Source organism: Shewanella sp. M-Br, assembly GCF_036245925.1.
In the GTDB taxonomy this organism is placed as follows: Bacteria; Pseudomonadota; Gammaproteobacteria; order Enterobacterales; family Shewanellaceae; genus Shewanella; species Shewanella oncorhynchi.
The window spans coordinates 49,492-72,156 of record NZ_BJBV01000026.1 but is presented as its reverse complement, the minus strand read 5'-3'; the positions used below and the strand labels follow the sequence as shown (position 1 = coordinate 72,156).

Sequence of the window (22,665 nt, the reverse complement as noted above, 5' to 3'; positions counted from 1 at the left end):
TATCTAGAGGCCAATATGCGCGTTGCAGACTTTTCTTTCGATCTCCCCGATGAGCTGATCGCTCGTTATCCTATGGCGCAGCGTAATGCATCCCGTCTGTTAACCTTAGACGGCAACTCTGGCGCGTTAGGCGACAAGCAGTTTACCGATCTGCTGGGGATGATTAATCCTGGCGATTTAATGGTGTTCAACAATACCCGAGTGATCCCCGCGCGCATGTTTGGTCAAAAGGCCAGTGGTGGCAAGTTAGAAATTTTAGTTGAGCGTATGCTCGATGATAAGCGTATCCTCGCCCATGTTCGCAGCTCTAAATCCCCTAAAGTGGATTCGTTAATCCATCTCGACGGTGGCTATCAGATGAAGATGGTCGCCCGTCACGATACCTTGTTTGAACTTGAGTTGTTATCCGAGTTAACCATCTTAGAAGTGCTTGAAGCAGTAGGGCACATGCCTTTGCCTCCTTATATCGATAGACCCGATGAAGATGCCGACAAAGAGCGCTATCAAACTGTGTATAACCAAAACCCTGGTGCAGTTGCCGCGCCAACGGCGGGTTTGCATTTTGACGATGCCATGCTCGATGCATTAAAAGCCAAGGGCGTGAATGTCGCGTTTGTGACCTTGCATGTGGGCGCGGGAACATTTCAGCCAGTGCGTGTCGATACCATTCTTGAACACAAGATGCATTCCGAGTGGGCGAATGTGCCGCAGGATGTGGTTGATTTAATCGCGCAAACCAAAGCTGCGGGTAAACGTGTGGTGGCCGTAGGGACGACGTCAGTGCGCTCTTTAGAAAGTGCGGCACGCGCAAGCCTTGGCGAGCTCAAAGCTTTTAGCGGCGATACCGATATCTTTATTTACCCAGGTTATGAATTCCAAGTGGTCGATGCTATGGTGACAAATTTTCATCTACCTGAATCAACTTTGATCATGTTAGTGAGTGCTTTTGCTGGTTTTGATCATGTTATGGCGGCGTATCAACATGCTATCACGCAAAAATATCGCTTCTTTAGCTATGGCGATGCGATGTTTGTGACGAAAAAAGCCCACTAGACCAAGATTTTGTTTTAAAATAGCCGCCCAAAGTGAGATTGTGCGGCAATTTTTTTCGTTAAAAGATTGAACCTTTTAACACTGTCCCCATCTCTATTGTTAATCAAAATGGCATTAGCCATTAAAAATGTAGTCAGACTGTTTATCTGGCGAGGTGAATTATGAAATTTGAATTAGACACTACCGACGGGCGTGCGCGCCGTGGTCGGTTAATTTTTGATCGTGGCACAGTAGAAACCCCCGCTTTTATGCCGGTAGGAACCTACGGCACAGTGAAAGGCATGACACCGGAAGAAGTACGTGCCACTGGCGCGGATATTTTGCTCGGTAACACTTTCCATTTATGGTTGCGCCCAGGCGAAGAAATCATGCGTAAGCACGGTGACTTGCATGACTTCATGAACTGGCAGCGTCCTATTTTAACGGACTCGGGCGGTTTCCAAGTGTTTAGTCTTGGCGATATCCGTAAGATCACCGAAGAAGGTGTGCATTTCCGTTCGCCCATTAATGGTGAAAAAATCTTCTTAGATCCTGAAAAATCAATGCAAATTCAAGATGCATTGGGCAGTGATGTGGTGATGATTTTTGACGAATGTACCCCGTATCCTGCCACTGAAGATGAAGCGCGCAAGTCAATGCAGATGTCTTTGCGTTGGGCAAGACGTTCGCGTGATGAATTTGACCGTTTAGAGAACCCTAACTCACTCTTCGGTATTATTCAGGGCGGTGTGTATGAAGATTTACGCGACGAAAGCTTAAAAGGCTTAGTCGATATTGGTTTCGACGGTTATGCCGTCGGTGGTTTGGCCGTCGGTGAGCCTAAAGCAGATATGCATCGCATTCTTGAGCATATTTGCCCGCAAATTCCTGCAGACAAACCTCGTTATCTGATGGGGGTCGGTAAACCAGAAGATTTAGTTGAAGGTGTACGTCGTGGTGTTGACATGTTTGACTGTGTGATGCCAACCCGTAATGCCCGCAACGGTCATCTGTTTACGAGTGAAGGTGTGATCAAAATACGCAATGCGCGTCATAGAGATGACACGTCACCACTTGATACTAAGTGTGATTGTTATACCTGTAAAAATTATTCACGGGCGTATCTTTACCACTTAGATCGTTGTAATGAGATTCTGGGTGCGCGTTTAAACACCATTCACAACTTGAGATACTATCAAATGTTAATGGAAGGTTTGCGCGGTGCGATTGAGACGGGTACATTAGACGCCTTTGTGGCGGACTTCTATACCAGTCAAGGTCGCGAAGTACCAGAGTTAGTCGATTGATTTTTTGCTAATAAGAAGAGAAAAACTATGTTTATTTCAAATGCATATGCAAGCGCTGCCGGCGCACCACAAGGTGGCGGCACGATGGAACTGATTTTCATGCTGGCGATTTTCGGCCTGATTTTCTATTTCATGATTTTCCGTCCGCAATCAAAACGCGTTAAAGAGCACAAAAATCTAATGTCTTCATTAGGTAAAGGCGATGAAGTGTTAACCAGTGGTGGGATTTTAGGCAAGATTGCAAAAATCAGCGACGAAAGCGATTACGTGTTACTGAGCTTGAACGACACAACACAAATCACGATCAAAAAAGACTATATTGCAGCTGTATTGCCTAAGGGCTCTATCCAGTCGTTGTAAGCCAAGAGGGCTCAGGCGTGTTAAATAAATACCCAATGTGGAAAAACATTATGGTGATGCTCGTCATCGCCATAGGTTGTTTCTATGCCGTACCTAACCTTTTTGGTGAAGATCATGCGGTGCAAGTGGTGGCGACTCGAGGTGCTGAAGTAACAGCATCTACCCAAGCCAGTGTGAACGAGCTGTTAGCCAGTAAGAGCATTGCGGTAAAGCGCTCTGAGCTTGAAAAAGGTCAGTTGTTGGTCCGTTTGCAAAATGCGGATCAACAGCTACTGGCGAAAGAACTGATTGCTGACAGCTTAGGTGACAAGTTTACTGTGGCACTTAACTTAGCGCCTGCGACGCCTAAGTGGCTCGAGTCCATGGGTGGTAGCCCAATGAAGCTCGGTCTTGACCTTCGCGGTGGTGTGCATTTCCTCATGGAAGTGGACATGGGCGAAGCGATTCGTAAGATGGAAGAAGCTAAAGTTGCTGATTTCCGTTCACAATTACGTGAAGAAACCATTCGTTATGCTGGTATTCGTGTTAATGCTACTGGAATTGAAATCAAGTTCCGTGATGCTGAAAACTTAGCGACTGCCGAGCGTTTCCTTAAGACTCGCAATAAAGATATGGTGTTCACCGACGCTAGCCGTGGCGAAGATTTCGCGCTGCAAGCTGTGATGAGTGAAGCTTATCTAAAGCAGATTAAAGAAGAAGCACTGCAACAAAACATTACTACCATTCGTAACCGTGTTAACGAGTTAGGTGTGGCTGAGCCTGTAGTACAACGTCAAGGCGCCGAGCGCATTATCGTTGAGCTGCCAGGTGTGCAAGATACGGCTCGTGCTAAGGAAATCTTAGGTGCAACCGCATCAATTGAATTCCACATGGTGGATGACAAAGCCGATCCGAATGCTGCGCAATCAGGCCGTGTACCTGCGGGTTCTGAAGTGTATCAGCGCCGCGAAGGTGGCACTGTGATATTGAAGAAAGAAGTGATGTTGACGGGTGACCATATCACTGGCGCACAACCTAGCTTTGACCAGTACAGTCGTCCTCAGGTCAGTATCAACCTCGACGCTAAAGGCGGTACCATTTTCTCTGACGTGACCAAAGACAACATAGGCAAGCCTATGGCGACTTTGTTCATCGAATATAAAGACAGTGGTGATCGCAATGCCGATGGCAGCGTTAAGATGCAGAAAATCCAAGAAGTGATTTCTGTCGCGACCATTCAAGCCCGTTTAGGCCGTAACTTTGTGATCACTGGCTTAAGTCATGGTGAAGCACAAAACCTTGCGCTATTACTGCGTGCGGGTGCTTTGATTGCTCCTGTATCAATTGTTGAAGAACGTACCATTGGTCCAAGCTTAGGTGCTGAAAACATTCAAAGCGGTGTACAAGCCATGGTATGGGGTATGGCAGTTGTCTTACTCTTTATGTTGGTTTACTACCGTAGCTTTGGGCTTATTGCTAACCTGGCTTTAACCGCAAACTTAGTCATGGTTGTGGGCGTTATGTCTATGATCCCTGGCGCTGTGTTAACCCTACCCGGTATTGCCGGTATGGTATTGACGGTCGGTATGGCGGTTGACGGCAACGTGCTGATTTATGAGCGTATTCGTGAAGAGCTTCGTGCCGGACGTAGCGTACAGCAGGCTATCCATGAAGGTTATGGTAATGCTTTCTCAACTATCGCCGATGCGAACATCACCACCTTCATCACTGCGCTCATTTTGTTTGCCGTAGGTACTGGTGCGATTAAAGGCTTCGCTGTGACCTTAATGATAGGTATTGCGACTTCTATGTTTACCGCCATCGTGGGTACTCGCTCAATCGTTAACGCGATTTGGGGTGGTAAGCGCGTGAAGACTCTGTCTATCTAAGGGGAAGTGACAATGATTGAAGTTTTATCCTTAAAACATACAGTAAACTTCCTCCGCCATGCACTGCCTATTAGCGTTATGTCGGCAGTGTTAGTGCTGGGCTCGCTGGTATCACTCGCGACTAACGGTATTAACTGGGGTCTTGATTTCACTGGCGGTACTGTTGTTGAAATGGAGTTTACTCAGCCGGTTGATTTGAATGCGCTGCGTGTGCAACTGACGACGCCAGATTCCGAAGGTGCGATCGTGCAAAACTTCGGTTCTAGCCGTGACGTACTTGTACGTTTACAGGTGAAAGAAGGCGTTAAGAGCGATGTGCAGGTTAAGTCTGTCATGGAAGCCGCGCAGAAAGTTGACCCACAAGTGCAGCAGAAGCGTGTTGAGTTTGTTGGCCCACAAGTGGGTAAAGAACTGGCAGAGCAAGGCGCATTGGCGGTATTAGTCGCGCTGATTTGTATCATGATCTATGTGTCGTTTCGTTTCGAATGGCGCTTAGCGTTTGGTTCTGTAGCGGCATTGGCGCACGATGTCATCGTGACCTTAGGGGTGTTTTCGTTATTTCAATTGGAATTTGACTTGACCGTATTGGCGGGCTTGTTGACGGTGGTGGGTTACTCACTTAACGATACTATCGTGGTATTTGACCGTATCCGTGAGAACTTCCTTAAGCTGCGTAAGAGCGATCCTGAAGAAATAGTTAACATTTCAATCACTCAAACTATGAGCCGTACCATTATTACAACGGGCACGACTTTGGTGACTGTTGTGGCCTTGTTCCTTAAGGGCGGCACTATGATCCATGGCTTTGCGACTGCATTGCTGTTGGGGATTTTTGTGGGTACTTATTCCTCTATCTATGTGGCGAGCTTCTTGGCCGTTAAACTGGGTATCAATCGTGAACACATGATGCCAGTTGAGATTGAGAAAGAAGGCGCAGATCAACCTCCTATGATGCCTTAAAGGTTAATTTGGAGTTAAAAAGCCACCTATGAGGTGGCTTTTTTTTGCATCAATTTTGAGGCGTATCTGACATTCTGCTAGCAAACTCACAAAGTTATAGTCAGTTATGCTGTAAAAAGTGAATGTTAATTTATTTAACAACTGATGTAAAAATCAGCGCTCGACAGCCTCGGCTATTTAGCAGTAGGATGTCGGCAACCCATATTCTAGAGAGTTGTAGCCGTAGGATGTCGCATGGAAGAACGTAAAGTGTTAGTTGCTGGTGGTAATTTATTGCAGGCCCACACATGGAAAGGTTTATTGGAGGCCTGTGGCATTCATGTTGAACTCAGAGGTGAAGCGTTATTAGGCGGCATTGGTGAACTCCCTACTGGGATGCAAAACGTCGAGTTATGGGTAGGTGAGTCCCAATACGCGTCGGCACAAGTTCAATTGAATGCGTTGGATGTTGAAAGTCCGCAATGGCAGTGTGTGCAATGCCATGAGACTAATGAAGGCAGTTTTGAGCTTTGCTGGCAATGTAGCTCAGAGCGCAGCGAAAGCCACAACTAGCCTTTCACTGGCAACCTTCTTAGCTTTGCGGTGAGGCTGAAAGATTGCGTCTGCAGGATGAGAAGATTACACTTTGCTGATAAGCTGACATTCATCATGTCATTCAATATCTTATCTAGGAGTTAGTGATGCAGCATCCCAATGCATTTTCCGCCCTTGTTGATGCTATTCTGCCTAATATCACCGAAGTGACAATCGAAGCTTATCAGGCCGATGATCGCTGGCACCTTGTTGATGTGCGTGAGGATCGTGAGTGGCTGCAAGATCATTTACCCCAAGCGAAACATTTAAGCCGGGGTATTTTAGAGCGTGATATTGAAGCGCGTTTTCCCGATAAAAATACACCCATATTACTCTACTGCGCGGGTGGTGCGCGCTCCGCCTTGGCTGCCCATAATCTGCAACTTATGGGATACACCCACGTTGCCTCTATGATTGGTGGCTATAAGGGTTGGGTACAGCGTCAACTACAAGTGGTGCAGGACTAAGCGTTCAGGATCTCATCTAATGCAATATTTTCCCTTGTTTGTCGATACGGTTAATTTGAATGTTCTACTGGTGGGCGCGGGCGATGTGGCGAGCCGTAAGTTAGCACTGCTGACACGTACTGAAGCTAATATCCACGTGGTAGCGCCAGAGGTGAACCCTGAAGTACAACGTTATGCAGATACTGGCCGCATTTTGTTATCCCAGCGTGAAGTCGTCCATGCCGACATTCAAAATTATGATTTAGTGTATTTAGCTACGGCAAACGACAGTCTTAATGCCGAGTTAGCGACCTTAGCTACTGCGCGTGGTATCTGGGTTAATGCTGTTGATAATCCCGCCTTTTGCCGCTTTATCACTCCTTCTATTGTGGATCGAGGTCGTTTAGTGGTCGCGATCAGCACTGCGGGCGCTGCACCGGTATTTGCACGCACGATTCGCTCGCGTTTAGAATCTAGCCTACCGCAGTCACTCAAACCGTTATTCGATTTTGTCGCCGATAGACGTGTCGAAGTACAAGATAAACTCGATTCAACCTCGAAACGCCGCTTATTTTGGGAGCGCTTTTTCGATACCAATGGCGACCGTTTCGATAGTCGTACCACCGAGCATTACCATAATGCGTTTAATAACTTAGTCAGCCGCGGCGAAATCCTTTTGTTGGATGATGCAACGTCTGTGGACTTACTGCCGCTCGCCGCCATGCCATTATTACAGCGCCTCGATTGGATATACAGCCAAGGGGATTTGAGCGTCGAACTCACTGAATTTGTTCGCCGCGACGCAGATCGCGGTTTTTTACCCGCTTTCAGTGAATTGAGTCAACAGTATGAGCTGGGTACGCGCATGCTACTGGTAGCGGATACGCAAAAAATCAGCTTGTTGAAAGCCCATTTCCCCATGGCTAAACATCTGCGACCCGGTGCGATTTAATTTCTTACCGATTCAGCCTTGGGTTCGATTTAACCTTCTGTTCGATTGCACGTTTTGTTCGATTTCATGGGCGTATTCTATTGTTCGTTTGAGCTAATGCCGAGTCTCAGGTAGACTCGGCAGCCTTATTTTAGAATTTCGCTGTTTCAGGATTTCACTCTGCATTTAGGATGACTATGGCCCTCAAGGCGACCGTGTTTAAAGTCAATTTACAGATAGCCGATATGGATCGGAATTATTACCAAGACCATCAATTGACGCTTGCCCAGCATCCTTCCGAAACCGATGGCCGCATGATGGTGCGTTTACTCGCGTTTATTGTGAATGCCAGCGAAACCTTAAGTTTTAGTAAAGGTCTGTGCGTCGATGACGAGCCAGAGCTATGGGACAAAACCCTATCCGGTGAGATTGATCTGTGGGTTGAGTTTGGTCAGGCCGATGAAAAATGGCTGCGAAAGGCCAGCGGCCGTGCCAAAGTCGTGCAGCTCTTTACCTATGGTGGTCGCAGTGTACCGATTTGGTGGAAACAGAATCAGCAGGCGTTAGAGCGTTATCAGAATTTAAAAGTGTGGAATATTGCCGAAGAGTCCGTCACGGCGATGGAAGCCTTTGTTGGGCGTAATATGGCATTGCAAGTTTCGATTAGTGAAGGCCAAATTTGGTTATCGGATAATGAAACCAGCGTGTTGATTGAGCCTGAAATTCTCAAAGATATTGAATAACATGTTTTGTAAAAAAAGAGCCTGCAATTGCAGGCTCTTTCCGTTTATCACTTTTAAGTATCAGTAAGAGTATCGATTTTGATTTATTTGAAGCTCAGTTCCCAGCTATCGATATAACCAGCATCACCACGGCCACTGTCTACGGCTTTTAACTTCCATACGCCGTTCGAATTCGCACCTGTCATATCTGCGGTATAGCTCTTGTTGATATTGTCTGCACCAAGACCTGTGTTGTTATGCAGGGTAACCGTTTTTCCTGAAGGGCTGATCAGCTGCACTTTTAAGTCACCAATGTAAGGGTGGACTATGTTCACGACTGCAGTCACAGTACCTGAATCACCTGTGCGAGTAACCGTGATTGGGCTAGTGATCCCCGCCGCTTTGTTATCAGGAATATTATAGTTATCAGTATTGGTATAGCTCGTTGGTGTACCGCCGCCATTAGACGCTGTGTAGTTCGCCGTTAACGACACACCAGTGAAAGCCGAATCGCCTTTCACCATGGCATAGTAAGTGCCTGATTGTACGTTGGTGATTGGACAAGACTCACTATTGCCACTTTTATACGGACGGCAATCGTAATTAGTGGTGGTTGGCGCTGCGCCATATTGCACATACAAGTCCGCATCACCTGTGCCACCGTTCATCACAAAGCCTAGGTTAGTTGCACCTGCTGGAACTTCAAATGAAAAATGTAATTCTTCACCTGTTGCGCCTGCTAAACCTGTTTTCGCCACACCGTTCACGAGAACACTATCACCCGGTTCGGTTGGATCGACAGGACCCGTTGGACCAGTACAAGATGCGTCTAGGAAGGCTTTTGCTGCAACTGCATTAACTAAACCATAGCCATAGTAGTTGTCACGACCCGCAGTCCCAAGATCTTCGGCTGTCATTTTCAATGCGTTACGGACTTGCGCCGCACTACACTCTGGGTGGTAGCTCCACACTAAGGTCGCAACACCTGACACATGCGGTGTCGCCATTGATGTACCGTTGTAGTACTCGTAATCTTTATTGCCTTGGTTGCTGACAGTGACTGTGGCGCCCAGTTGATTGCGCAATGCTAAGCCTGTTGCACGATCAACAGATACAGAAACCATATTGATTTCGTTGTTAGCATCGACAAGGAAGGGGTTTTGTAAGCCGGGTAATGCCGCGTTACTGTAAACAATCGTCGCACTGGCACCCGCATTCTTACAGGCTTTAGCTGCGTTAATTTCAGGGTAGCTAGTGCCTTGATTACCAACACGTTCCACTAAACAAATCTTATTGGTCATGTTGCCGCAGTTGAAGCTTGTGCCGCTAACGGTACATTCTGCCAAAGTTGCAGTGCTGGTACCGTTAAATGGTGCGGGGACATAGCTGCCACCAGAGGATATCAGGCGATTGTGCGGCACGACACCTGAGTCAAAGTAAGACTGACTGCCGATAGTGATATCGGCTAAACGGCCTTCGCCACGGGTAACAGTCGATAGAACGGCTTCACCAGGGCCTGATATTTCCACTTGGTTAGTGTATTGGGAGAATGCTGAGTGGTCTTTATGGTTATCCACAGAGGCGACGGACATGACGCCATCGTAGGATGCTGGGTAGCTGTGAGTGCTATTCCCATCGTTACCCGCAGCAGCAATCAGGAGAACACCATTATTATAGTGGGCAGCCAGAGCGTTACGCTCAGTGGTGCTAGAACCTGAACCACCTAAACTCATAGTGACAACATTGGCGCCGTTGGTGACGCAAGTGTCTACGGCAGCGACTAAGGATGAAGAGTAGCCCCAGCCAGATTCATTAAACACTTTGATCACATGAATATTGGCATTTTGATTTGGCATAACGCCGATCACGCCATCATTGTTGGCAATCGCCGCAATCGTCCCCGCAACGTGCGTACCGTGGGCGTTATTATTGCCCGGCTCAAACCAGTTACCCGTGCCTGAGTTATTGGTCCCTGTGACATTGTTGCCACCTAAGTCGCTGTGACTACGGTCGTAGCCTGAGTCGATAATACAAATAGTGCGGTTGCCAGCTTGGCTGTCGCTTAGCTGGGTTGCTCCTACAAAAGTTTGGCCCCAAGGCGTACTTTCACTTAGAAAGCGGCGTGGCATATCTTCTTCGACATATTCCACATCAGCACGGGTTTTTAAGGCATTGATCCCTTTGGCATCGAGTTTCACCGAGTAACTGTTACTGCGGCCGATACGCTTCATTTCCTTCGCTTGTACTTTATTTAATGCGGTATGTTGGGCACTGATTTCAGCCATTTGTGGCTGATAATTCATTGTGGTTGGTAGCGTATCTGTTGTCGCGTCATTGAGTGACTGCAGATCACTCGTTGATTGCACACTATTGGCTGACATGATGGCCGCGGCATCAGTGTTTTTAAACTTCACAATGTAACGCTTTGGCAGTGGGGAGGTTTGTGCTTGTAATGCTGCGGCAAAACCTGGGGCTTGTGGTGCTGCTTGTACACCGGCTGAGATCGCAATAGCTAAGCTTGAAAGGCTTAACGCTATTTTAGTGGTTCTGTTGATTGTCATGTTCTTCTTCCATGGTCAATTTAGTGTTAATCATTATTATTTTATGTTTCATAAGAATAACTACGACTCAGATGCTACTCGGTTAGTGAATTTATCTGCGACCACGTAATTTGTAAATCAATTGTTAACGGTATGGCGGTTGGTAAGTATTTAGATTTAATAGGCATTTATAGTGCATATAAATTCAAGTTGTAACGATTTGTAACCAAATTTTATTAAAATATTTGTTTTTTTATGTGATAAACGTGAATAAGTGAATACGAATTTACGACTTCATATGAGGGCTTTTGATTGATTTTACCGTTATCAATGCATTGAAATTTATATATATATTTTTTTGTAATTAAAAATAACAAAAACAAACTTTAAGTTTTCATCATAATGATAAGATTTTCTCAAGTGATTGATTATGCGAAATTGTTGCAAAAGACTGTCAATAGGGTGGCAGTTGCCAATTGATTGACTTTACTTAGGCTTTTGGGAATACGGGTGTTACTTATTTTATAGAACTACTAAAAAATCCTGTGTTCTTTCGTCCACAATGAATCTGGTAAGAACCTATTAATCCACCCCCTGCTTAATTTCGATATTTTATTTAGACAATAAAAAAGCGCCCTAGGGCGCTTTTAGTCGTTAAACCTTGAATGACTAGAGTTAGGTGACAGTATTTGAGTGATTTATCCTTACTTCCCCACACTAGAGCCAATTCGATGGTAGTAAATTACTTAGCGGGTGTTTTTTGCGCCTCAACTAAGGTGGAGTAACCGCCACCATTATAGGTTTGGGTGTATCCGGCAGCGACTAAGGCTTCGGTCGCAATACTGCTACGACGACCGCTACGGCAATACAAGATGACGGGAGCATCTTTGGCGATGCCACGCTTAGCAAACTCCTCTGTCACTTGCTCAAAGGGAATATTGACCGCATTGGCTAGATGACCTTCGGCAAACTCCTCAGGCGTTCTGACATCGAGCACCATAGCGCCTGCGGCAATTTTATCCCATGCGATTGCAGGATCTTGGTCGGCGGCGCTGGCTATCATGGGCATTAGCAGCAGTGGCATGAGTACCAGTGATTGCAGGCTTAATAGGGCTAAGCGCATTAGGCTTTGGCCACGGGTTACGAGGTTGTGGGTCACTTTATCTCTCCTTGATGGCTTTTTGGCACGCTTGTATTAGGCCAAGCGTGTACTTGCTCACCTAACTCTTATCTCTTATTTTAACTCTTAAGCAGTGACTGTATGTGGCTTAGCTTTGTTTAGCAATTTCAGCCTCTGATTTTACACCCAATTTTCGTAAAACCATGGCGGCAGGACAAAAACCGGTAAAAGCACTTTGGAATAGGTTAGCGCCAACAAATGCGGTTAACCAAAGAAAGTTGTGGTGCACATAGGCGGTTAACACCAGTGACAGTAACACCATAAATCCGGCAAAAGCCATAATACTGCGTTCTAATGACATACCTTACTCCTTGAAGCCATCTTGGTGATGGCCTTTGTTGTGGTTAATTTTGTGTTTGTGTTTATATCTGAACAGTATTCATACGGTTTTTCATGGCCGTGTAGTACAGCACAGGGATGACAACTAAGGTCAGTATGGTCGAGATAAAAATACCAAAGATCAGACTGATCGCTAAGCCATTGAAAATCGGATCATCAAGAATAAACAATGCCCCTATCATGGCTGCAAATGCAGTCAGCATGATAGGTTTAGCTCGCACGGCGCCAGAGTGGATCACTGCCCGCTCAAAGGGCACGCCGGATGCGGTTTCTTGATTAATAAAATCGACCAATAATATCGAGTTACGCACAATAATCCCCGCCAGCGCTATCATGCCTATCATGGACGTCGCGGTGAATTGCGCTCCGAGCAGGGCATGTCCAGGCATTACGCCAATCACAGTCAGTGGAATTGGCGCCATGATGATAAGCGGCACCAGATACGATCTAAACTGCGCGACCACCAATAAATAAATCGCAATCATACCGACCGCATAGGCGATACCCATGTCTCTAAAGGTTTCGTAGGTGATCTTCCATTCGCCATCCCAGAGCACGGCGACTGAGTCTAACCCTGTGGGTTGGTGAATATAATGCTGATCAAACCCTAAGCCATCGGCGCCATCGATTTTGCCCGCCATATCGAACATGCCGTAGAGCGGGCTGTCCAGTGGTCCCGACATATCGGCGACGACCATGATCATAGGGATCATATTCTTATGGATAATCGGTGCATCGATTTTGCCGCGTTTGATGGTTACCAGCTCAGAGACTGGCACAGATTGCCCCGTTTGGCTCAGTAACTTCATATTCAGTACTTGCTCTAAATCGACTTTCGCGCCTTCGTTTAATTGTAGGCGGATCGGTATCGGTTGTTTTTGCTGGGCTTGATGTAAATAACTCACATCTTTGCCGCCAACGGAGGTGGCAATCAAGTCGACAATATTGCTGTAGGGCACGGCCATCAGGCTGGCTTTACTGCGGTCGATCATCACCTGCCATTTTTGCTGGGAGGCGGGCAAGAAAATATCGATATCGACCACATCTTTGGTTTCATGGAACAGCGCCTGCATCTCGTAAGCGGCTTGCTCGCGGATTGCGGGGCTTGGGCCATACACTTCAGCAACCAGCGGCGACCATACTGGCGGCCCAGGTGGCACTTCAACCACTTTGATATTGGCTTGATATTGCTCGCCAATTTGCTGCAGTTCGTCACGCACCGATACCGCTATGCTATGGCTGTCGCGCTTGCGGTGTTTCTTATCGACTAGGTTCACTTGAATGTCGCCAAGTTCTTGGCTGTGACGCAGGAAGTAGTGACGCACTAAGCCGTTAAAGTTCATTGGCGCGTTAGTACCCGCATATAACTGCAGATGCTCGACTTCAGGGACGGTTGTTAGGTAGCGACTCAAATCCTGTAGCACTCTTTGGGTTTGCTCTACAGGAGTGCCTTCTGGCATGTCTACCATCACTTGAAACTCGGACTTGTTATCGAAGGGCAGCATTTTCAGTACCACGAGCTGACCAACGGGGAGTGCGACCGCTATGCCGATTAACACAAATACGCCGGCAGCCAGTCCCAGTCTTGCCTTACGGGCATTTTTACCCAGCAGGAAAGGGCCAATTAAGTGGGTGAAGAGGCGCACCATCTTAGTTTCTGCTTCATCCTCGTGCGAGGCTTGGGCAGTATCGTGCTTGTCATTGTGTTTCAGCAGTTTACGACTGAGCCAAGGAGTGACCACAAATGCCACTACGAGGGAAATTAACATGCCCATACTGGCGTTGATGGGGATTGGGCTCATGTAAGGCCCCATTAAGCCCGAGACAAAAGCCATCGGCAGCAAGGCTGCGATAACAGTAAATGTCGCCAGAATCGTCGGGCCACCGACTTCATCGACCGCCACTGGGATAAGCTCACTAAAGGACTTTTTGCCGAGCGCCATATGCCGGTGGATGTTTTCGACCACGACGATAGCATCGTCGACTAAGATGCCGATGGAGAAAATCAAGGCGAACAAGGACACGCGGTTTAAGGTAAATCCCCACACCCAAGAGGCGAAAAGGGTGATCGCTAACGTGATAATAATGGCTACACCCACGACTAAGGATTCGCGGGCACCCATGGTTAAAAAGACCAGTACGACTACGGCGCTGGTGGCAAAAATCAGTTTTAAAATAAGGGTGTTAGATTTATCCGCCGCGGTTTCGCCATAGTTACGTGACACTGTGACTTCGACATTTGCCGGGATCAACACATTGTCGACTTTAGCTATCCGCTCAATCACACTGTCGGCGATATCGACGGCATTCTGGCCCGCTTGTTTACCAATTGCGATAGTGACGGCGGGATAAATATCGGTTTTATCTGCGTGCCAAACGCTCTGTTTAGGGATGTCACTCTTCAAGCTGATTTCGGCAATATCCGCCAAATAAATCGGAATATGCTTGCCTTGTTTATCCTGATAGACACTGACAACTAATTGTTTGAGATCGTCTATGGATTGTAAAAATTGCCCAGCCTGAACTTTAATCTCTTGATTACCTTGCACTAAGGATGCAGGCATAGAGACCATATTATTGTCATTTAGACTCTGTCTTAACTTGTCGTAGGTCAGATTAAAGCTGTTCATCTTTGCGGGATCGATACGTATGTTGGCCACCATATCGTGCTGGCCAACGGTATAGATTTCGCGGGTACCGGGAATGCGCTTAATTTCGGTCTCTAACCCAAGGGCGACATGGGTTAGCTGCTCGGCAGAGACTTGTCTGTCCTTGGACCACAAGGTCAAACTGACAATGGGCACATCATCGATGCCGCGGGGTTTGATCAGCGGATCGCCCACGCCAGCGCCCCTTGGCAATTTATCCATATTAGAATAAATCTGGTTGTACAGGCTGACGATGGCATCATTGCGCGCGACGCCGACCTTAAATATGACGATGATCAGCGCGCCATCGGGTTGGGAGAACGAATACAGGGTATCTATACCTTTGATTTCAGAGATCACTTGTTCCGCAGGCAAGGTGACTAAGTTTTCAACTTCAGTGGGTGTCGCACCGGGAAAAGGAATAAACACGTCGGCAAAGGTGACATCAATTTGTGGCTCTTCTTCTTTTGGTGTCACCAAAATGGCGAATAAGCCAAGTAAGAGCCCGAGAAGCGCTAATAGCGGCGTGATGGCGCTATTTTGGAAGGCGGCGGCAATTCGTCCGGAAATCCCAAGTGTGGTTTGTGGTACTGGAGCATGTTTCATAAAACAACCTCGACAAAGCTTAAGTCGCTGGGAATTTATTGCTTTTTGCTGAGCAACACTTGGTAGGCATCAAGGGCAACCTTGTCATCCGACTTAAGGCCCGCCAGCACTTCGACCTCGCCATCTATGGGACTAGCGACACGGACTTGGGTGAGTACAAATTCTTCGCCTTTTTTAAGGTAAACGCTGCTCAGTTCGTTCATTGTGAGTAACGCTGAGGTGGGCAATTGGATTTTTTCTCGCTCGCCATTTTTAAAGGAAGCCTTTGCCCAAGTACCGGGTTGAAGATTGGCTTCATTTTCTGGCAGATTAATGCGCACTTGATAACTGTGGCTGACAGGATCGGCGAAACTGAAAATCGTGAGGTCGGTTGAGGTGAACTCGCGCCCATCACTTAAACGGACGAGAAATTCGGGGGAATTTTTAAGTTGGTTAATGTAACGCTGTGGCACTTGGGTAATGGCGCGCATTTGACTCGCGGAAAACCCTGAAAGTAGTGCTTGTCCTGGGCTTACGGTTTCGCCAAGTTCGACAAAACGCTCAGTGACTATGCCACTAAAAGGCGCTGAAACGACAGTGTATTTTAGGGATTCGTTGGCTTTGATGACACGGGCTTGTGCTGCACTGACGGCTTGTTCTGTTGCTTTAGCATTGGCGGTGGCTTCATCCATCGCGCCCTTAGAAATCGCGCCTTGGGGAAATAGCTCTTTATAACGTTTGTATTGTGCCTGAGCTTCGACATTTAAAGCCTTCGCTTTGGCTAGATCAGCCTCAAAGCTTGCCAGTTCAGCGCCTTGCTCTTTACTGGTTATTTCTAGTAGGGCGGCTCCTTCGGGGACGACATCGTTAACATCGTAGTTGAGTTTAACAATACGACCAGAGGTTTGCGCCGATACCGTCGCTGCTTTTACTGCTTCAATGGTGGCGTCTAAGGTGACCCAATTCGGATAGGGTTTATTTAAGACTTCGATGGTTTCGACTGAGGCAGCCTGAGCTTGAGTACTGGAAAGTGCCAGCAGTAAGAAAAAAGCACGAGAAATTGATGTCATAACTTATATCACCCCAGATGTAATTTATGAGAAAATTCTAATGGAGTTGTTTTCAATAGGCAATCAATATTTATTAGAAAAATTTAATGTAGTGTTTTTACCTAATTTAGGAATAAGGAATAAGGCCTATAGCGCCTTATTCCTCGTGCTTCAGAGCTTCAAATTAAGCCTAAAATTTAGTCATTTAAATAATAGGTTAGTGTGGAAACGATGCGAATTTGTTTAATGTAAGGCGTGCTGCTGTCGCGGTCAGAAATAGTGAACTGGCCTTGACTCGCACTTTTAATTTTTCCGAGGCGAGAATCCGAATCCTTAGCAAATTTTTCAGCCACTTCGCGGGCATTTTGAGTCGCTTCTTGCACCATGACAGGTTTGACTGAGTTGAGATCGGTAAACAGAAACTCAGTGCGATTATCATAATCTTGGCTAGCGATCGCTATACCTTCTTTTACTAAGTTAATCATTTGCTTACGGGTGTTCAGCATGAGATCAATTTGTGGGGTATAAACCGATAGGTTCACTTTTGCCGAGTAACGGTATCTGACGTTAGGATCGACATAACCTTGGGCTTGGCGATCTTCAATTGAAGGCAAAGAGACAGTAATTTCGCTGTCGCTAAAGCCTTGTTCCTTTAAAAACGCCACAACACGATCGGTTTTTTGCTGAACCGTCTCGTAGAGTTTAGGCAGATTGTTATCGACCTCAGTGAAATTGATTGGCCAAATTGCCACATTGGCTTTGACTTCTTTTTCCGCTAAGCCCTTTACCGTGACAGTGCGTTCCATGGCTTTCATTTGCAATAGTGCTGAGCTTGCTGTCTGGCCTACATAAACAAGCCCCGCGCAAAGGAAACCACCTAACAGCAGGGCAGGAAGGATGTTATTTTTTTCCATAAAAAGAATCTCTTGATTAGATGAACTCAGTCTACGATACCGAATAAACCTCAGTCATGCACTGGGTTTATTCGGAATAGATGCCGCTTAAGGCAGGGGAGATTATGTTGAGAGATGAGTTTGGAAATATCTGTTTAAAGCATTTATTTTTCAGGAGGAATCGCGCTTGGCTGCCATAATTCGACTTTATTGCCATCAGGGTCAATAAACCAGCCAAAGCGGCCAAATTCTGAATCTTCAATACCACCAATCGGTTGACCGCCACCTTGCTCTACTTGTACGAGGGCTTGCTCTAGATCGTCAACGACAAAGTTGAACATAAACCCTTTATCTGAGGGGGCGAAATAGTCCGTGCTATGGGCGAAAGGGGTCCAAACATGGTAGCCAAGAGTTGATTTATCTGTGTGATAAAATGCGGCGCCGCCCCAGTTTTCAATGGGGACTTGAAGATGGGTTTTGTACCAAGTTGCCAAGGCAACGGGATCGACACTTTTAAAGAAAATTCCACCGAGTCCAATGACTTTAGCCATAGCCGTAGCTGCGTTTACAGGAGTATGAATTAACTTTAGGCAATAAATGCTTAAGATACAAAAAAGCCGCAAAAAATGCGGCTTTTGGTGTTAGGAATTTATCTTAGAACTGGTAGCTGTATTGAACTGAGTAGTACACAGCATCAGAGCGAGTATGGGCAATCACGTCGCCAATGATTGCGCTGTGTTCTAATACTTCAGTATCTTCACCGCGAACGAAGGCAAGACCCATATCCACAGTTGAATGAGTGCTCAGGTTATAGCTTAAACCTGCAGTAAACCAATTACGGTTCGAATCAGGGATTGAAATTGAGCTGATATCATTCACAACACCTTGGTCATGCATGTAACCTGCACGGGCAGTCCACTTATCATTAATCGTATAAGTACCACCTACGCTGAATAACCAAGAATCATCCCATACGTATTGTTTTAATGGCGCGCTGCTAACGACTGGTGTGCCACCTACAGTGCCATCAGTCAATGTGATCTGATCAAAGTCACCCCAAGTTGATAACTGGGCAGTGTAGTGAATAGCAAATTTCTCTGTTAACTGATGGAAACCCGCAACTTGGAAAATATCCGGTAATGGGATATTGATTTCATCAAAGGAAACCACTTTACCTAATTGAGTATTCAGAGTGTTGATATCGCCAGTCGCTTTGAAATCTGGGCTCAGGCGGTAGCTGGCACCAATGCGGTTGTCTTTATTGAACTCATACACAGCACCAATAATTCCGCCTACGGCAAAACCATCAGCATCAACATCGACTAGATTAGCATTAACCATAGCGCCGTTAGGACCGATAGGTAAGTTACCTTCTCGGCTCAGTTTACCTTGACCATAGATTAAATCGAGACCTGCACCGACGCTAAATTGATCGTTGAAACGATAGGATAAGCTCGCATTGAAGTTCATGGTGACGACTTCGGTATTACCGAGTAAATCCACTGGTGCAGGTACTGTACCCATGCCTGGGATTGTGACGGCATTATTTGCTAATGCGGTGGTATCTGTGCCTGTACCAAAGTTACTGAATGCGGCTAGACCAAAAGCCCATTGATCGTTTAGCGGTTGAATGTAGTAAAAGTTTGGGATCACTTTACTGTCGGCAGCATCGTGTTCGCTGCCAAAGCTAATTGGCGTGCCAGCTTTTTCAACGTCTTTAACAGTAACGCTGATATCGGCATAGGTTACGCCGAATGAGAGGGCTTTCTCATCAAATAAAGCCATAGCTGCTGGGTTACGAGATAAAACAGAGGCATTATCGGCGATAACAGCATCACCGGAGAATGCACGGCCAATACCTGTTGCAGATTGGCTGTTCAATTGGAAGCCTGCGGCTAAGGTTTGTGTGCTTGCTAATGCCACAGAAACGGCAATGAGTGTCTTGTTGAATGTTTTCATTATTATTCTCTCTATTTTTTATAAGTATTGGATTTTTATTCGGTCCTAGTCCGCCGAAAGTATTTAAATCCATTTATTAGTCTCCGGCATCTTATGGATTCAATGTACCCTCAACAAGTCCGACCAGAGGTGAAATATGTTAATTTTCAGTTAATTAAAAGTCTTTAAAACAAGAGTGATACTTTAGTATGCTTGAATGGTCTGGCCAGATGCTTGATATGAAGGGCTTTGGGTGCTGCTATGGGTTTCAATTGAAGTTAACGGTTTGTAATGGTGTGTAGGGTATTTAAAAGGATACAAAATGTAAAAAGCGCACACTTGTGCGCTTTTAAACATATGGAAGCATATCTAGATTAGAGTGCAGACTTAAATTGTTCGAACTCTGTCGTTACTTTTTCACTTGGAGCAGAGAATTTACTGACTAAAATACCCGCAATAGTCGCGAATATAAACCCAGGAAGGATTTCATATACTTCAAAAATGCCACCAGTGAGTTGTTTCCAAATCACCACAGTCAATGCGCCGACAATAATAGTGGCGATAGCGCCATTACGGCTATATTGCTTCCAAAACAGGGATAACAAGACTACGGGACCAAAGGCCGCACCAAAGCCTGCCCAAGCATAACTCACTAAACTGAGTACGCTACTTTCAGGATTGAGGGCAATCACACCTGCAATTACAGCGATAGCGAGAACGCCTAAACGACCTACCATCATTAGCTCGCGATCATCGGCCTTTGGGCGCAACCATTTACGGTAGAAATCCTCGGTGATGACACTTGAGCAGACTAAGAGTTGCGAGTCGATAGTACTCATGATTGCCGATAAAATAGCGGCGATTAATAGCCCACCAATCCATGGGTTAAACGCTGCTTGAGCTAAATGGATAAACACTGTTTCAGAATTGGCTAATGGCTCTTTGGCGAAATAGAGCGAGCCTGCGATACCTGTGGCTAACGCGCCAATGAGAGATAACACCATCCAGCTCATGGCTATACGGCGTGACAAGGGCAGGGCATCGGCACTGCCTATCGCCATAAAACGCGACAAAATATGTGGCTGACCAAAATAACCTAGGCCCCATGCGAGCAAAGATAACATGCCGATGGCAGTGGTTTTGTCATTGACCAATGCCAACATTGCGGGATCAATCGTTTCAATACCTGCATGGCTTTCGGGGTGAGCGAAAACGGCAAAAGGGACAATCAATAGGGCGATGAGCATTAAACTGCCTTGGAAAAAGTCAGTCCAACACACGGCAAAGAAACCGCCAATAAAGGTGTAACCGACTATGATTGCCGAGCCAATCACGAGGGCTGCGGTGTAATCAAGCCCAAAGACTTTCTCAAACAAAATCGCGCCACCGACCATGCCTGAGGAGGCATAGAAAGTAAAAAACACCAGAATAGTGATTGCGGAAACGAGCTTGAGATAGCCTTGGGTATCGTGGAAACGTTTCTCGAAAAAATCCGGTAAAGTGAGGGCGTTATCGGCGAGTTGGGTATAAATGCGCAATCGCTTGGCAACAAATAACCAGTTTAGCCAAGCACCAATAATTAATCCTACGCCAATCCAGGCTGCACCTAAGCCGCTTAAGTAAACTGCGCCGGGTAACCCCAGTAACAGCCAACCTGACATGTCAGATGCACCCACGCTGAGTGCGGTCACTGCGGGGCCCATTTTGCGGCCACCTAAAATATAATCATCAACAGTATCGGTAGCACGGTAAGCCCAAAAACCTATGCCCATCATCAATACTAAGTAACCAACAAATGTGATTAAAATCGGGGTTTCAATCGTCATCTTGCCTTTTCCCATCTTTTTATTATTAAAAGTGGCAAGCATGCTACCAGATGTTTGAACGTGCGCCCATTAGCAGATGTAAGTGTGATTGAAATCTAACCTCCGATAACATGAAAATATCGGAGATTGATTTTTAAATGCAATTTATAACAATAGCTTAAATAAATATATTCTTGATTTCGTCTTTTATATAGCTAAGGTCAGCTTGATCCTCACCTATGAGCAAAATAAATGCATCGGGCGTTTCAAAGCCCATTCCTTGATATTTACCGTCGGCGAAGGTTTTATCCAACACCATACGTTTCTCGAGTGGCACGATAAAGAGTGTCACCTTACTTTGTTCGCCCTGAAGTACTAAGTGCAGGCTTTTTACCCCTTGAAAATCGCAATAAGAGGTGTAATACACTTTGCCTGGTTGTTGGGTAAATTTGGCATTGCCAAAGTCTTTTATCGACGCAAGCTGGGCATTGACTTGACTAAAATTGACATTTTGATCGACATGCAAGGCAATATCTTCATGGTAGACATGGGCCAGTGCATGTTCAGCCAAATCAATAGGCCCTAAGCGTAATAGGCTGAAGCTGATCCCTACCACAAACGCGACCGAGGCTGCCATGGCCACTAAAAAAAACGTTTGCCGGCGCTGTTTATGGTGCTGTTGTAACTGCTGACGCAAAATGAGTTTGTCGGCGAGATCCTCCGCCACATCCACTTTCAATGCGTTGCTCAGTTTGGCATCAAGGTTTTTAAGCTCATTAATTAGGGCTTGGTTTTCTGGCTTTGAATTGATCTGCGCCAGAAAGTCAGCATCTTGATTATGAGGATCTTCATAAGCTTGACGTCTAAATTTAAGCTCATCCATTGGATTGACCTCTCACATCATTCTTCTCAAGTAATTCTTTCAATTGGCTCCTCGCCCGAAATAAACGCGTCATTACGGTGTTGCGATTGAGCTCCATCAGCTCGGCGATTTCATCGCCGCTAAAGCCACCAATGAGCTGGAGTAAGAGTGGTTCGCGGTATTCGATATCCAGCTTGCCAATTTGTCGACGGATCAGATATTGCTCGGTCTGCTCTTCACTGCTATTGGAGATATTGTCCTCTAAGGTATCTTGCTCAACGTCGGAATAATCGAACTGTTTACGCTCGAAACGCCGCGCATTTTCACGCCTAAGAATCGTGATCAGCCAAGCTTTCGCCGCTTTATCATCCTTGAGGGAATCCAAAGAGCGCCACGCCCGCAAGAAGGTTTCTTGGGTAATGTCTTCAGCCACGTGCTTATCGCCGCATAACCAATAGGCGTAGCGGAAAATGTCTGCATGTAGCGCCTTGACTAGGCTGTTGTATCGTCGTTGTTTGCTTAGCATGTCAGAAGAGACCGCGGGCTCGACGGATTTCTTGCGCCAGTTAGCAAACATTTTTTATCTTTAGGCTTTTTGTCTGAATATTTAGCATGGTAGCACTCGCT

Annotated in this window: 20 protein-coding genes; 9 read left to right on the top strand and 11 right to left on the bottom strand. The window is 46.2% G+C overall.

From position 1 onward, the window contains the following. Positions 1-15 precede the first annotated feature (15 nt). The 9 genes from queA (at position 16) to AAA952_RS19160 (ending at position 8,220) form a co-directional block, all read left to right on the top strand. The gene (gene queA / locus AAA952_RS19200) at positions 16-1,053 is read left to right on the top strand and encodes a tRNA preQ1(34) S-adenosylmethionine ribosyltransferase-isomerase QueA (protein WP_198572755.1); all 1,038 of its coding nucleotides are present in this window, start codon (positions 16-18) and stop codon (positions 1,051-1,053) included. Positions 1,054-1,214: 161 nt separating this feature from the next. Continuing rightward, on the top strand, positions 1,215-2,339 hold the full coding sequence (gene tgt, locus AAA952_RS19195; RefSeq protein WP_006082277.1) for a tRNA guanosine(34) transglycosylase Tgt: 1,125 nt from the start codon (positions 1,215-1,217) through the stop codon (positions 2,337-2,339). 27 nt (positions 2,340-2,366) lie between these two features. Beyond that, positions 2,367-2,699 (top strand): preprotein translocase subunit YajC, encoded by a 333-nt coding sequence (gene yajC / locus AAA952_RS19190; protein ID WP_007649452.1) that lies wholly within the window; start codon positions 2,367-2,369, stop codon positions 2,697-2,699. A gap of 17 nt (positions 2,700-2,716) precedes the next feature. Then, complete coding sequence (gene secD, locus AAA952_RS19185; RefSeq protein ID WP_173496405.1) at positions 2,717-4,567, top strand: protein translocase subunit SecD; 1,851 nt, start codon at positions 2,717-2,719, stop codon at positions 4,565-4,567. A 12-nt stretch (positions 4,568-4,579) separates the two neighbouring features. Continuing rightward, positions 4,580-5,527, top strand: a complete 948-nt coding sequence (gene secF / locus AAA952_RS19180) for a protein translocase subunit SecF (RefSeq protein ID WP_113941669.1) — start codon at positions 4,580-4,582, stop codon at positions 5,525-5,527. 234 nt (positions 5,528-5,761) lie between these two features. Further along, the gene (locus AAA952_RS19175; protein ID WP_028761071.1) at positions 5,762-6,079 is read left to right on the top strand and encodes a putative signal transducing protein; all 318 of its coding nucleotides are present in this window, start codon (positions 5,762-5,764) and stop codon (positions 6,077-6,079) included. Positions 6,080-6,207: 128 nt separating this feature from the next. Continuing rightward, the gene (locus AAA952_RS19170) at positions 6,208-6,567 is read left to right on the top strand and encodes a rhodanese-like domain-containing protein (protein WP_338258883.1); all 360 of its coding nucleotides are present in this window, start codon (positions 6,208-6,210) and stop codon (positions 6,565-6,567) included. Between the two features lie 19 nt (positions 6,568-6,586). Then, positions 6,587-7,498, top strand: coding sequence for a precorrin-2 dehydrogenase/sirohydrochlorin ferrochelatase family protein (locus tag AAA952_RS19165; protein WP_338258881.1), 912 nt, complete (start codon positions 6,587-6,589; stop codon positions 7,496-7,498). Positions 7,499-7,674: 176 nt separating this feature from the next. Continuing rightward, a complete protein-coding gene (locus AAA952_RS19160) occupies positions 7,675-8,220 on the top strand; it encodes a YaeQ family protein (RefSeq protein ID WP_113941666.1) in 546 nt (181 codons plus the stop codon). Between the two features lie 83 nt (positions 8,221-8,303). Here AAA952_RS19160 and AAA952_RS19155 read toward each other — a convergent pair whose 3' ends face one another. The 11 genes from AAA952_RS19155 to AAA952_RS19105 form a co-directional block, all read right to left on the bottom strand. Then, complete coding sequence (locus tag AAA952_RS19155; protein ID WP_263202329.1) at positions 8,304-10,760, bottom strand: S8 family serine peptidase; 2,457 nt, start codon at positions 10,758-10,760, stop codon at positions 8,304-8,306. A 721-nt stretch (positions 10,761-11,481) separates the two neighbouring features. Then, positions 11,482-11,898 carry a rhodanese-like domain-containing protein gene (locus tag AAA952_RS19150; RefSeq protein WP_263166686.1) on the bottom strand — a complete coding sequence of 139 codons (417 nt, stop codon included), beginning with the start codon at positions 11,896-11,898 and terminating at the stop codon, positions 11,482-11,484. 109 nt (positions 11,899-12,007) lie between these two features. After that, the gene (locus AAA952_RS19145; protein ID WP_006082265.1) at positions 12,008-12,220 is read right to left on the bottom strand and encodes a YgaP family membrane protein; all 213 of its coding nucleotides are present in this window, start codon (positions 12,218-12,220) and stop codon (positions 12,008-12,010) included. Positions 12,221-12,281: 61 nt separating this feature from the next. Continuing rightward, the gene (locus AAA952_RS19140) at positions 12,282-15,512 is read right to left on the bottom strand and encodes an efflux RND transporter permease subunit (protein ID WP_338258879.1); all 3,231 of its coding nucleotides are present in this window, start codon (positions 15,510-15,512) and stop codon (positions 12,282-12,284) included. A gap of 35 nt (positions 15,513-15,547) precedes the next feature. After that, on the bottom strand, positions 15,548-16,561 hold the full coding sequence (locus tag AAA952_RS19135) for an efflux RND transporter periplasmic adaptor subunit (RefSeq protein WP_338258877.1): 1,014 nt from the start codon (positions 16,559-16,561) through the stop codon (positions 15,548-15,550). Positions 16,562-16,737: 176 nt separating this feature from the next. After that, a complete protein-coding gene (locus AAA952_RS19130; protein WP_263236913.1) occupies positions 16,738-17,454 on the bottom strand; it encodes an SIMPL domain-containing protein in 717 nt (238 codons plus the stop codon). A gap of 143 nt (positions 17,455-17,597) precedes the next feature. After that, positions 17,598-17,984, bottom strand: coding sequence for a VOC family protein (locus AAA952_RS19125; RefSeq protein WP_028761061.1), 387 nt, complete (start codon positions 17,982-17,984; stop codon positions 17,598-17,600). A 103-nt stretch (positions 17,985-18,087) separates the two neighbouring features. Beyond that, positions 18,088-19,392 carry an outer membrane protein transport protein gene (locus tag AAA952_RS19120; RefSeq protein WP_131525288.1) on the bottom strand — a complete coding sequence of 435 codons (1,305 nt, stop codon included), beginning with the start codon at positions 19,390-19,392 and terminating at the stop codon, positions 18,088-18,090. A gap of 353 nt (positions 19,393-19,745) precedes the next feature. After that, positions 19,746-21,197 carry a sodium/proline symporter PutP gene (gene putP, locus AAA952_RS19115; RefSeq protein WP_105253092.1) on the bottom strand — a complete coding sequence of 484 codons (1,452 nt, stop codon included), beginning with the start codon at positions 21,195-21,197 and terminating at the stop codon, positions 19,746-19,748. Positions 21,198-21,354: 157 nt separating this feature from the next. Next, positions 21,355-22,059 (bottom strand): DUF3379 domain-containing protein, encoded by a 705-nt coding sequence (locus AAA952_RS19110; RefSeq protein WP_338258872.1) that lies wholly within the window; start codon positions 22,057-22,059, stop codon positions 21,355-21,357. Then, complete coding sequence (locus AAA952_RS19105) at positions 22,052-22,615, bottom strand: sigma-70 family RNA polymerase sigma factor (RefSeq protein WP_006085483.1); 564 nt, start codon at positions 22,613-22,615, stop codon at positions 22,052-22,054. The genes AAA952_RS19110 and AAA952_RS19105 overlap by 8 nt, the downstream gene beginning before the upstream one ends. Positions 22,616-22,665 lie beyond the last annotated feature (50 nt).